Below are 12,390 nucleotides of genomic sequence, written 5' to 3'. Positions count from 1 at the left end.
CCTTTCCTATTATATTTGGCTTATCTTTTCTATTTCATCATTGCCGCCTTCTATTTCCACACGTCCTGTTTCCACATACTTCTTTTTATAAAAGTGTATCACAATACTGTTGACCACTCCCAAAACCATCATACATATAGTGTAAATAAATATCCGTGTATAACCTGCATTGCCGTAAGTATCCAGCCAATGTCCATATAGCGTATATAAGAATAAATCCGGGCAGAAACCAACCGCGCAGACAATACCCGCAGCAGTTGCGGCATATTTTCTTGGAATCTTCATCTCTGACGGGATTGACATCATACCGCCCCGCGATATCTGGATCAGGAATCCGATGAGCAGGGTGATCGCTGTCACTGCTCCTGCAGAAGCATGCCCTGTCATAGTCATGAATATAACCGTAACAATACCGCCTAATCCCAATGTTATGCCGATGACTCTTGATACGGAATTGATTTTGTCACCCAGAAACCCTCCCAGCGGAGCACCGATCACACGGATACCATAAGTCCTGATAACAGCAATAACACCGGAACTTACTACCGTGATCCCCAGCACATTCGTCATATATGGTGTAAAATAGGTTACGGCAAGTCCTACGGAATAGCAAGAAAATACGGTAATGCCGGAAAGCCAGGTGCGCGGATCTTTGAAAACACCAATCCATTCCGCCCTGCTTATTTTAGTCTTGCCCTCTTCAGCTGCAGCACTTCTGAGCGCCTTATCCGGATTCGGAAGTAAAAAGATAAGGACCGTGGTAACGATCAATCCAACTACCCCATAGCTGATAATAACAGCCCGCAGACCGCCAATACCGCCTCCAAAAGCCTTAATAGCAAATTTTGCGTAAACAGCCAGAGCAATAAAATTAATGACCACACTGGCCAGGCCATATAAGGCGTCAGCAGTTCCAAAAAGCGTCCCCTGGCTCTTTTCATCCCCCAAAAGCCGGACCAGCTTTGTATGGGCCGGAAAGAATAAAAATAATGCGGCAACTGCCAGTGCTGACCAGATAAATACAGCAAATTTATAATTCATATTCATGGCAAAAATAAAGCTCAACAGACAGGTGGCATACATACCAATGAGATAAACCGTCTTTGCATTAAATTTATCACTTATGACACCGCCAATAGGTGCGATCAAATTGCCCACACCAAAAATGGCGATCAGAACCCCAAGCTGTGTATTTGTAGCATTCAATGCTGATGCCAGATCATCATAAAATACATACTGGATGAATGGAGTCGCATAAATGATAGAATAGGCAAACCCCATTAAAAAAAGTATAAATATTTGTCTGGGTGAAATAGATACCTTTGTTTTTTGCATTTGAAAAACCCCTCCTTTGTCAGACGATCAATTTTTTCCTTCTGCCGCAAGACATGCCAATGCGATAGAATTCAGTTTAATATCCGCAGTGTCCGCCCGGGACCCCATGATGACGGGACAGGCCGCTCCAAGCACAATACCTGCCCAGTTACAGCGGCACAGGTGAATCCATGATTTCCCCATGATATTCCCAGCCTCAATATTGGGGAAAATCACAATATCCGGGTCCCCGCTGATTTTACTGTTAATTCCTTTCTGGGCAGCTGCCTGAGGGTCAAAGGCCACATCAAAAGATATTGGACCCTCAATGGTACATGGAAGAAACCTGTCATCTCCCGGAACCTTTGCTGCCAGTGCTGCGGCGTCCACAGTTGCCGGAATCTTAGGGTCTGTCAATTCATTAGCTGTAAGTACCGCCACTTTCGGGTGTGTAATGCCAATATTCTTTACAGCGATGAGGATATTCTGCAGGATCTCTTCTTTCTGCCGCAGATTAGGTGCCACATTTATACCGCTGTCCGAACAGAAGAGCAGCTTGTGGTAATTAGGCGGTTCATAGACAGCCATCATGGAGAGAAGACGCTCTGTCCGCAGCCCCCATTCCCTGTTCAGAATCCCCCGCATATAAACACTGGTGTTCACCATCCCTTTCATTAGAACAGACGCCCTTCCATCCCTTACCTCCTTTATGGCCGCCCGCACAGCCTCCTCATCGCTGTGGGTGTTTATGATATCTAACGGCATGAACCCCATACGTTTACAACCGGATGCTATCTTATCCGCATCACCAGTCAGTATCGGACGGATAAGCCCCAGTGACGCAGCCTTTTTCACAGCCAGGAGCACTTCCCCATCATCCGCCGCTGCAACGCTCACCGTAACACGCCCTAATGACTGCACTTTTTCCAGCAGCTGGTCAAAATTACGAATCATTTTTCTCTATCCCCTTCTTTTTCATCTTTATGATCTTAGCAAATATAGTTTCCTTCTTATCACCCTCCCGCAGGATAAAAACACCAAACATGGCAAGTACAATGGAAAGCAATGGGTTGACATAATTCATAATGGAATATTTCCAATATTCTCCCACCGTGACACCAAGGGTCGCTGTAATAAATACCCCGCTGGTGGACCACGGAATGAACGGCTGCGTCAGCGTCCCTCCTTCCTCAATGAGCCTTGAAAGCATCTCCGGCCGCAGCCCCCGCTGTTTGAATGTATCTTTGTACAGACTGCCAATTACGATGATGGAAAGGAAAACTTCTCCCATGGTAAGTGTCCCTATGGTAGTGCTGACGATCACAAGCGGCACCATCATGCGGTCACTTTTTACCTTACTGACCACCAAGGCAACTATTTTACGGAGATATCCCACATTTTCCATCACACCGCCAAAAGCAATGGCAATGCAGGACAAGGAGAACGTATACATCATGCTCTGAATGCCTCCCCGCAGCAAAAGCTGATCCACCATATCAACTCCCGTAGGCATTACATATCCATAATTCAGCCCTTCAATCACTTCCTTCACCGGATAACCTTGCAGAAACACTGCCACGATCACTGCCAATATACTGCCAATGGACATACTGGGAAGTGCCGGGAACTTCATGAGGTTTAAAATTAAAAGCACTGCCAAGGGCACCAGCACAACAGGATTCATATCAAACTGCCCCCTCAAAGTATCCAGGAACAAATCAATTGTGCTGTGGTCAATGGTTCCTCCCTGATATGAAAATCCAATCATGGTAAATGCCGCCAGTGTAATAAGATATGACGGGAAGGTTGTCTGCCACATGGCGCTGATATGTGTATACAATGTGGACCCGGAAGCAGCCGGCGCCAAATTTGTACTGTCAGAGATTGATGACATCTTATCCCCGAAAAAAGCGCCTGAGATAACCATGCCTGCAGTTACCGGAGCAGGTACCCCCAGGCCGGCACCAATTCCCATCATCGCAAGTCCCATTGTGCCTATGGCGCCCCAGGATGTCCCTATGGACAGGGCGGTCAGGCTGCACAGGACCAGACCTACGGGCAGAAAAAACTTTGGTGTGATATACTGTAACCCATAGTAGATCAATGCGGGCATTGTCCCTGCAAAAATCAGGGACGCAATAATGATCCCAATAAAAATAAAGATTATCATAGCTGACAGGGCACGCCCTAATGGTTTTTTCATACATTCAATAAGGTCATCCAGATGATATCCCAGCGGCACCGACACCAGGCAGACAAAACCCAGGGTGATCAACAGGACAATATGCATATCAAATTGAAGAACAATGACGCCGGTCAATATCATCATGATCGCTGCCGTAAAGACTAAAATGGACATTTTTGTACTTGGCTCCCGTTTCGGCTTATCCTCCATCTCTATCATGCCACCTTCTCTCTAAAGGAAATGTCTGTTATCCGTAGCACTTTGGCTCCTCTTCTTTTCTAAGCACTCTCAGTGCTCCATATGCCAATGCCTCTAATTCAAATTCCCCCGGAACGATTTCCACAGGAGCCAGAAAACCTGTCATTCTGGTAATCTCCTCCGTTACATAACCGGAATGGGCAAGACCGCCTGTCAGGATAATGCAATCAACCTTCCCTTCAAATACTGCCGCATAGGAACAGATTTCTTTTGCCACAGAATATACAAATGCCTGATAAACCGTCCTTGCTTTTTCATCTCCTTTCTTTATCCTTTCTTCCACCTCCCTGGCATCTTTCGTACCCAGATGATCATATATCCCTCCCCCGCTGCTGATTTTATCCACCATTTCTTCATGGCTGTATTTACCGGAATAGCATAATTCAACCAACGGGTATGTAGGCAGCCCGCCGCTCCTTTCCGGGGAAAATGGTCCATTGCTGCGTCCCCCGCTTCCATCTATCATCCTGCCCTCCTTGTGAGCCACAATAGAATTGCCGGAACCCAGATGTGCAATGATAAAATTGCAATCTTCATACTCCCTATCTATCCGCTTCGCTATAAAACGGGCCACTGCTTTATGGTTCAATGCATGGAACCAACTGGGCCGCTCCAGCTCAGCAAGGCCGCTGATACGGGCAATCGGCATCAACTCATCCACGGAGACCGGATCAACAATAAAAGAAGGGATATTCACCTCATCGGCAATCTCTTTTGCCAATATAGGGCCCAGATTAGAAGGGTGCTCGCCATGGACAGCCTTCTTTAAGTCTTTTGTCATCCGTTCATTCACTCCATAGGTACCACCCTGCAGCGGCGCCAGCAGACCGCCCCTTCCCACCACACAAGAGAAATCCCCAGGTACAAAACCGGCCTCACTTAATGTGTCCAGGATAATATTCCTGCGATAGTCCAACTGATCCTCTACATGGGGGAACCTCCTAAGTTCATCTGCTGCATGGATGATGGTCTTTTTAAACAGCACATGCTCATCTTCAAAAACTGCAGTCTTTGTGGATGTTCCACCAGGATTGATCACCATGATCTTCATCCCTTATTCCCCTCTCTTTCTTTTTGCTTTCGCTGATTTTGTTCTATTCACTGGAACAATGTTCCAATTTTAAGAGGTTAAAAAAGAAAAGAATGGCACAATCTTTTCTTTTTTACGAATATTAACATGATTAATATATATCACAGCCACATTTAGCTGTCAATCTTAATATTATACAAAATTTTCCGAAATTTCATGTGCAATACTACAAACTGCCTGGATTCGCTCGTCTATATCTGATGACAACATACGGCTGGTTGGACCTGAAAGACTAATTGCCGCGACCGCAATTCCTTTCCTGTCCAAAATTGGTGCGCCAATACAAAAGAGCCCTACCTCCTGCTCCTCTTTGTCAATGGCATAACCATTTTCACATACCTTTATTAATTCATCACGAAGCACATCCACAGAGTGAATGGTATTTCCGGTAAACCGGAAAAACGGATGCTCCTCATAAACAGACAGGTCAATGCCCTCGCTGAATGCCAGCAGGCACTTGCCCACAGCCGAACAGTAGCATTCACAGCTGGAGCCTACCGGCGGATTTACTGTAAGCATCTGCTGTGTGCTTTCCTCTTTCAGGATAATGACACTATGGTACACCTCCCCCGGATTACGTTCCAGGATGGAGACATTTACCACTTCATGATAACGCTCATGCAGCCTTTTCGCATAAGGGCGTATCATTTCCCGGATACCCATCTTATTCTCTACGCTTTTTCCCATGGTAAAAAGGCGGCTCCCTAACCAATACTTCCCTGTCTCCGGGTTTTTCTGTACAAACCCCCTGGCTTCCAATGTGGCAAGTGTACGGAATATGGTGCTTTTATAAACGCCCAAATCCGATGCAATCTTTGTCACACTGGTTTCTACACCCTCTTTATTCAAGTAGATCAGCACTTCCAGTGCACGATCCACCGCCTGAATCACATCTGACATGTTAGACCTCCGTTACTTAAAAATTTATGATTAATCTCATTAAATTACATTTCCAACATTATGTCAAGAGCGTGAAAATTCCATGTTGCCACTTGACATCCGGAAAAGATAGGCGTTATAATTTAAAAATAGAACAGTATTCCAGTGAGTGGAACAAATATTTATTGGAGATTGGAGGGTATTATTGTGAAAGTGAACGTAAAACAAGAACGCTGCAAGGAATGCGGCCTCTGCATTTATCACTGTCCGCGACAGGCCATCAGCAAGTCGGGTATGTTAAATGCAAATGGGTACCATCCTGTACAGGTAAACGATGAAGCGTGCATCGCCTGTGGCATGTGTTACACCATTTGTCCTGACGGGGTGTTTTACATACCGGGCAGTCAAGATAGAAAGGAGCGTGATCTCTCATGACGGAAATGATGAAAGGAAATGAGGCAATTGCAGAGGCAGCAGTCCGCGCCGGTGTAAGATTTTATGCAGGTTATCCTATCACCCCTTCCAGTGAGATCATGGAATACCTGTCCTGGAGACTCCCGCAGGAAGGCGGCAGCTTTATACAATCCGAAAGCGAACTGGCGGGAATCAATATGGTGATCGGTGCGGCAGCCAGTGGTGTGCGGGCATTGACGGCCTCCTCAGGGCCGGGTATATCTCTGATGCAGGAAGGTATCTCCACTTTGTCAGACGAAGGCCTTTCCGCAGTGGTAATAACCCAGGTCAGATACGGAAATGGGCTTGGGACCCTCATATCCGCACAGTGTGATTACAACCGTGAGACCCGGGGTGGAGGACACGGAGATTATCGATGCATTGTGCTGTGTCCGGCTTCCGTGCAGGAATTTGTGGATTTAACGCTTACGGCCTATGAATTGGCGGAAAAATACCGGGTAGTCACAGTCATGATGGGTGAGGCAACTTTAGGACAGATGATGGAACCGGTAACCCTGCCAGACTTTGTAGAACCTAAAAGGCTGCCCTGGGCACTGAACGGCCATTATACATACAAAAAAGTGGGGATCTTTCAAAGGGATTCCCGTAAGGAAGCAGTCGAGTTGGTAGAAAAATATAACCGCATAAAAGAAAATGAACAACGCTGGGAGGAGGAATCCCTGCAGGACAGCGATTATGTCTTCATCTCATACGGTGTACCGGGACGGAGTACTTTGGGTGCAGTCCGTGCCCTCCGCGCACAGGGGGAGAAAGTCGGAATCATACGTCCCATAACCGCATGGCCATTCCCTGAAAAAGCATTTTACCACATCAATCCCAAAGTAAAGGGAATCATCACCGTGGAAGCCAATGCCACGGGGCAGCTTGTGGACGATGCTGCCCTTTACACCAAAAAGGCACTGAAAGAAAGGAATGTACCGGTCTATGATATGGCCTGTGTCTTTGGCACTCCTACACTCCAAAGCATTGAGGAAGAATATTTCAAGATAAAAGCAGGTGAACGAAAGGAGGTCTACTGATATGGCAATTATCCAGGAGAGAAAAGTCCCGGCACTGGCAGATAAACCAATGGATTTCTGTCCGGGATGCGGGCACGGCATCGTCAGCCGTTTAATCATGGAATGTCTGGATGAATTAAATCAGAATAACAATATTATTTTTGCGATCGGAGTAGGTTGTTCCTCAAATCTTGGGGCCGGCCTGGAATGTGACCGTCTCCATTGTTCACACGGACGCGCCGGAGCCGTGGCAACGGGCATAAAGCGCGTAAACCCGGATGTCCTTGTAGTCTCTTACCAGGGTGACGGTGATGCTTACAGCATTGGTCTTTCTGAAACTTTTAATGCTGCCTATCGAAATGAGAATATCACCGTGATCATTATAAACAATACTAACTTTGGAATGACAGGCGGACAGATGAGCCTCACCACACTGGAAGGCCAGAAAACCTCGACCAGCGTCAGCGGACGGGACTGTGCCGTCACAGGATACCCCATCCGCTTCCCGGAGATGGCTGCCAGCCAGTTTCCAGATGCCGCTTATATAGCAAGGGGTACTGTGACAAGTCCTAAAAGAGTTAACCAACTGAAGAAATATATAAAAAATGCTCTGGAAGCGCAGATGGACCATGAAGGGTATTCAGCGGTGGAGGTGTTGTCACCGTGCCCGGTGAATTGGGGACTCTCTCCTCTGGATGCTATGGAACGAATTGAAAAAGAGATCATCCCTTATTATCCAATTGGGGAATTCAAGGGAAGAAAGGGGCGCTAGATTATGAAGGAGATCGTATTTGCCGGTTCAGGCGGGCAGGGAATTTTGACATCCGGCCTGATCATTTCTGATATTGCAGCCACTGCTGGTTACCATGTTACCTGGGTTCCCTCCTATGGCTCCGCCATGCGGGGCGGTACTGCTAACTGTACGGTAAAGTATGGAAAGGAGATTATCTATAACCCATCACAGGAACACCCGGATATACTACTGGTCATGAATGATCTCTCCCTTCAGAAATTTCTTCCTCTGGCAGCTCATGGTGGGATCGTGGTAGTAAACGACCTGGTCGATATATCGAATGACTGCAGGAGTGACGTGCATTATATCCGTATTGCATCCGCCGGGATCGCGGCGCAATTAGGGAACCCTAAAAGTGCTAATATCGTGATGACCGGAGCGGTGGTTAAACTCTTAGGGGACTTTACCAAGGAGGCTGCGATTAACGCAATGAATCTTATGTTTGAGAAAAAGGGAAAATCCAAATTTCAGAAAGCTAATATGGAGGCTTTTAATGCCGGATATGAGGCAGTTGACAGGTAATCCATACGGAGGGAAAGGGTAAGGAATAGAAAAGATGACGGATTTTAATGATATGACAGATTTTAATGATACGACAAATTTTAGAGACATGACACCGGAAAAAGTGCAGGATATGTTTGGCTTTGAACTTATGCATGTAGGTATTAACTGCCCGGATGAGGCCGCTGCGATCTCAACTGCGATGGTTTTTAAAAGCTTATTTGGATTTATGGAGCGGGATACCGATATTTCTATATTTGCCGGTGATGCAATAGAAATCATGAAGAGGTCTGCCCGCGGTGTTAATGGGCATATTGCTATTGGTACAAATTCTTTGCCTTTGGCAAAAAGATATCTGGAAAATCAGGGATGCAGATTTGTGGAGGATTCTATTTGTTACAAGGATGGGGTTCCATTTCTTGTTTATATGCAGGATGAGATTGGAGGGTTTGCGGTTCATTTGATTCAAAAGTAAATCAGAAAAATTTTGGACATCCACGACAACTTCCAGGAATGCCTAAACTGCACTGACGATTCGCACAACCTGTTTTCTGACAGATTCTCCTCACTCCAAGCACCTCCCTGATGATTTTATTATAATCTTTCATCTAGGGAGGTTTTTTATATTATACCCTTACTCTTAAATATTTTTTCCAAATCAGAACCGACACATCCACATCAAACATAGCATTGTGCCTGATTCCCTTCGGCATCTCATCCAGAAGCGTTTTAAAATTCCGGTTGTCATCCACAAGCCGTTTTATCGTATTCCAGTCAAGGGAATCCTTTTCCTTCGCTGAAAATAGTATCTCACTCTGCATAAAGTGTTCTGAAACCAGCCGCTGTTCTTGCCGCTTTTCCCCCTTCTGAAAACTTCATGGTGGATTGTTTTTACCATACATTTGAAATGCTCATCTGCACATATAAAGCTGGACAGAAGGATATGTAAGTCCCTGCCAGCTTCCCGTCAAGCCTCAGTTTACATCCCGCCTAACTGGTTCCACTCTCACCTCCGCAGCCCGGACAATGGCCGTCCAGCTTCATATGGCATAGTCCGCAGTTTAGGCCACAGAGGGAAAAGCATAATGTCTCTTTTCCCCTGAAAAATGGACAAGATTACCGTTAAGCACAAAAGTAGCCATACCCCAGGAAATCTTCTAGGTGATATCCGGTGAACACTCTAAAATAATCTGCTGTAACGTTTCCATACGCTGTCGCACATCACCGCTGTAGCTAGCAATATATTCATCTACAGTAGAAAACGCCGACTTTGGCTTTTCCCGTTCTTCCAGGGTCACATGCACTATATCTCCCGGCTGTTTGCCAATCTTTGTGCGAATATCTTTTCGGACACCGATGATATTACATGGTTTACCCATCTTTACCACCTGTCCATGATAAGGCTCGCCGTCAAAAGTTGCGTGTACCGGAAGTCGTGATCTTCCAAAAACGGCTTTTTATATCGAAAGGCACCTCTACATATACAGCATCCATATCTGGATTTTTAATTAGAACTGCGTCAGATTCAAGTTTTTTCTTCATTTTCTCTCCTTAGTAAGGGTTTTGCCCCGTGATATCATTTTCTGAAAACCACACGGCAAAACCCTCTCTATATATTTACCCCACCTTGCCTCCGGGGAAACTTATCCATCTCACTTTTCGTTAAAACACAACTCCATTTACCAATTAAAATCCCACAAACGCCCTTAGAATCAAGCTTTCCAGGTCAGCAACGCAACCGTCTCCACATACTATAACTTCTTTGATTGGTGGATGTAAAAATAGATTTAAAACTTCCCGGCCTTCTGAGTTCGGCTTATCCCTTACAATTCTCTCTGTATTTTTTCCAGAAATTGTATATCTGCGGGCAACCAAAGCACGCTATGAAGTTCATCACGTCTCAGCCACCTTGCCGCCTCATGTTCTAGTAATTCAAGTTTTCCGCTGACAAGACTGCACCAGTAACAGCATAGGTTCAAATGAAATGAAGGGTAATAATATTCTATCGTACCAATCATATCGTGGACTTGTATTACTGTGTTCAGTTCTTCTCGTATCTCGCGTATCAGTGCTGCTTTAGGGGCTTCTCCTGGCTCTACCTTGCCGCCCGGAAATTCCCAGCCACCTTTAAATTCACCATATCCACGTTGCGTCGCAAAAATCTTGTTATCACGTTTTATTACCGCAGCCACTACATTAATTGTATTCATCGTTTTCCTTCCCTACTTGATGTAGCCCTTACAAACTGTCGCTTATTTTCTTTTCATATGCAAGCAATCGCTTAAATCGCTTAACATTTTGCTTAGCTACCTCTTCTAGTGTACTTCTAGTTATATCATCATCTAATACATGTGCTTTTGAATGGCAATTCGAACAGATCGCAACGACATTTTCGATGGTATCCCTTCCTCCCTTAGCAAGCCATGTGACGTGGTGTTCCTCTAAATACGGTTCTCCATTCTTATCAATAAAAGGGGCTGCTTGACCACAACATTGGCAATTTCCTTTTGCAATACGTTTAACTATCTCCTTTAAGTACGGATCTCTATAATACTCAATGGTCTGTATAATCCGCGTTTTTTTATTTTTACAATTTTCCTTGTGCCTTCTTACTAATTCTGTACTAGAAAGTTTTACAACTTCTTTCTCCAAAGCCTCTATCACGCCATCATTCTTATTTGAAATGGGGATCACTGGAAATATCCAAACACGTCTTATTTTCCCATCAGACGTTTTTTGATCTGTTTGATATGGTTGACCTGCAAGCTTCACTATCCCCATGTATGTATAAACAGATTTTATAAATACTTCAAATAAATGCACTTTTATTCCATTTGTATCAGAATTATAAAGCGTTCCATTTTGATTTCCTTCTAAAACCTGATCTCCATTCTTTCCCATACCCGTATAATGTAAAATACCATTTTTCCATTCATCATAGTAAAAATTCTTCGTGTGATCAGAAACAATGATTAAAGTTCCTGTCTTTTTTGACCTGCGCATGCCTCCCATATTTCCACATTTAAATAGGTGACATAACTCATTATTTGTCAGATTATCTCCTATGTTGATCTCTGGATTAAATTCCATTTCTCCTCCAAACTTGAAACTATGTAAAGTTCAATTAAATTCCAAGAATCTATGTTCAAATTACTTCTTCTACGCATACCTCTGTCTCCTGACGATACGGATCAATATAGGATGGTGTGAATTTTTTCCATCCCAGTACCGGTGTTGAAAATGACTGCCCGCATTCCAGTCGCCAATTAAAGTTATCTGATATGCATGACCGGGGGCTGATGTTGTGCCGTCCCATTCCAGCGCTTTCTTCGGTAAGTTCTTCTTGTAACAATTTGGCATAGCGTCTACATAGAGCCAATAGCAGACATCCACCAGTACCGTTGCATATAGCTGATAATTATTGCCTTTCTGAATTGATTATCCTGCACGCAAAAGACCGCCATAATTGGTCACATAGGATTGGTACTGTATCGGTGCGCAGATTTCCACTGCCGTTGGTACAATCCTGATGTCAGGTCCCCACAGAATCGATTCAAAAATCCGTCTGACAGCTGAAGCCGTTGGTACTGGATAACTAACCGGAGCGTCACCAGTATCCGGCCGAGTCCAGATTGCAGTTGCCCCCGCAATTTCCATTGCAACAGGGTATTTGTAGTGTTTCACTTTTTATCCCCCCTTTCATTGATCTCCATTAGATTAATAATTTAAATATATCCTATTTAGGTTGAAATAGTAAGTATTATTCATAATAGTTTTAAAATGATTTAGGGGTTTTTCACTTTTTATTTAGTATGGTAATTCCCACAGAACTTTTGAAAATTCATAAATTAATCTTACACTGGAACCGAACACAACTGTTTCTGAATTATTGGATTTT

General features: G+C 44.6%; 16 protein-coding genes. 5 read left to right on the top strand and 11 right to left on the bottom strand.

The annotated features are described in order from the left end of the window. Window positions 1–9: 9 nt before the first annotated feature. From C6P39_RS15680 to C6P39_RS15660, 5 genes are all read right to left on the bottom strand, one after another. Window positions 10–1,335: an MFS transporter gene (locus C6P39_RS15680; RefSeq protein ID WP_095171813.1), complete on the bottom strand. Its 1,326-nt coding sequence runs from the start codon at window positions 1,333–1,335 to the stop codon at window positions 10–12. 27 nt (window positions 1,336–1,362) lie between these two features. Continuing rightward, entirely contained in the window at window positions 1,363–2,268 is a 906-nt protein-coding gene (locus tag C6P39_RS15675; protein ID WP_104804396.1) for a phosphate acyltransferase, read from the bottom strand. Beyond that, window positions 2,258–3,718, bottom strand: coding sequence for a Na+/H+ antiporter NhaC (gene nhaC, locus C6P39_RS15670; protein ID WP_242987057.1), 1,461 nt, complete (start codon window positions 3,716–3,718; stop codon window positions 2,258–2,260). Before nhaC ends, C6P39_RS15675 begins: the two co-directional genes overlap by 11 nt. A 28-nt stretch (window positions 3,719–3,746) precedes the next feature. Then, on the bottom strand, window positions 3,747–4,808 hold the full coding sequence (gene buk / locus C6P39_RS15665; RefSeq protein WP_104804395.1) for a butyrate kinase: 1,062 nt from the start codon (window positions 4,806–4,808) through the stop codon (window positions 3,747–3,749). 171 nt (window positions 4,809–4,979) lie between these two features. Next, entirely contained in the window at window positions 4,980–5,747 is a 768-nt protein-coding gene (locus tag C6P39_RS15660) for an IclR family transcriptional regulator (RefSeq protein WP_095171821.1), read from the bottom strand. 144 nt (window positions 5,748–5,891) lie between these two features. Between C6P39_RS15660 and C6P39_RS28515 the strand changes: the two genes are divergently transcribed. The 5 genes from C6P39_RS28515 to C6P39_RS15635 are packed head-to-tail and all read left to right on the top strand — an operon-like array spanning window position 5,892 to window position 8,967. Further along, window positions 5,892–6,161 carry a 4Fe-4S dicluster domain-containing protein gene (locus C6P39_RS28515; RefSeq protein ID WP_408608514.1) on the top strand — a complete coding sequence of 90 codons (270 nt, stop codon included), beginning with the start codon at window positions 5,892–5,894 and terminating at the stop codon, window positions 6,159–6,161. Further along, window positions 6,158–7,219, top strand: coding sequence for a 3-methyl-2-oxobutanoate dehydrogenase subunit beta (locus C6P39_RS15650; RefSeq protein ID WP_104804394.1), 1,062 nt, complete (start codon window positions 6,158–6,160; stop codon window positions 7,217–7,219). The genes C6P39_RS28515 and C6P39_RS15650 overlap by 4 nt, the downstream gene beginning before the upstream one ends. Window position 7,220: 1 nt before the next feature. Next, a complete protein-coding gene (locus tag C6P39_RS15645) occupies window positions 7,221–7,970 on the top strand; it encodes a thiamine pyrophosphate-dependent enzyme (RefSeq protein WP_095171829.1) in 750 nt (249 codons plus the stop codon). A gap of 3 nt (window positions 7,971–7,973) precedes the next feature. Then, entirely contained in the window at window positions 7,974–8,513 is a 540-nt protein-coding gene (locus C6P39_RS15640; protein WP_104804393.1) for a 2-oxoacid:acceptor oxidoreductase family protein, read from the top strand. A gap of 34 nt (window positions 8,514–8,547) precedes the next feature. Then, the gene (locus C6P39_RS15635) at window positions 8,548–8,967 is read left to right on the top strand and encodes a khg/kdpg family aldolase/carbohydrate kinase (protein WP_095171834.1); all 420 of its coding nucleotides are present in this window, start codon (window positions 8,548–8,550) and stop codon (window positions 8,965–8,967) included. A gap of 151 nt (window positions 8,968–9,118) precedes the next feature. Here the strand turns inward: C6P39_RS15635 and C6P39_RS27975 are convergent, their stop codons facing one another. The 6 genes from C6P39_RS27975 to cas5 form a co-directional block, all read right to left on the bottom strand. Beyond that, on the bottom strand, window positions 9,119–9,313 hold the full coding sequence (locus C6P39_RS27975; RefSeq protein WP_242987056.1) for a hypothetical protein: 195 nt from the start codon (window positions 9,311–9,313) through the stop codon (window positions 9,119–9,121). A 336-nt stretch (window positions 9,314–9,649) separates the two neighbouring features. Beyond that, the gene (locus C6P39_RS28315; RefSeq protein ID WP_330407080.1) at window positions 9,650–9,880 is read right to left on the bottom strand and encodes a DUF1905 domain-containing protein; all 231 of its coding nucleotides are present in this window, start codon (window positions 9,878–9,880) and stop codon (window positions 9,650–9,652) included. A 22-nt stretch (window positions 9,881–9,902) separates the two neighbouring features. Beyond that, window positions 9,903–10,034, bottom strand: a complete 132-nt coding sequence (locus tag C6P39_RS28310) for a hypothetical protein (RefSeq protein ID WP_330407079.1) — start codon at window positions 10,032–10,034, stop codon at window positions 9,903–9,905. A 281-nt stretch (window positions 10,035–10,315) separates the two neighbouring features. Beyond that, the gene (locus tag C6P39_RS15620) at window positions 10,316–10,702 is read right to left on the bottom strand and encodes a (deoxy)nucleoside triphosphate pyrophosphohydrolase (RefSeq protein WP_104804392.1); all 387 of its coding nucleotides are present in this window, start codon (window positions 10,700–10,702) and stop codon (window positions 10,316–10,318) included. Window positions 10,703–10,730: 28 nt separating this feature from the next. Continuing rightward, the gene (locus tag C6P39_RS15615; RefSeq protein WP_104804391.1) at window positions 10,731–11,582 is read right to left on the bottom strand and encodes an HNH endonuclease; all 852 of its coding nucleotides are present in this window, start codon (window positions 11,580–11,582) and stop codon (window positions 10,731–10,733) included. 348 nt (window positions 11,583–11,930) lie between these two features. Next, window positions 11,931–12,149 (bottom strand): CRISPR-associated protein Cas5, encoded by a 219-nt coding sequence (gene cas5 / locus C6P39_RS28765; RefSeq protein ID WP_242987188.1) that lies wholly within the window; start codon window positions 12,147–12,149, stop codon window positions 11,931–11,933. Between the last annotated feature and the right edge of the window lie 241 nt (window positions 12,150–12,390).

It is taken from the genome of Blautia marasmi (assembly GCF_900258535.1).
GTDB lineage: Bacteria > Bacillota > Clostridia > Lachnospirales > Lachnospiraceae > Blautia > Blautia hominis.
The sequence above is the reverse complement of the archived record's forward strand: the minus strand, read 5'-3'. Positions and strand labels throughout refer to the sequence as shown.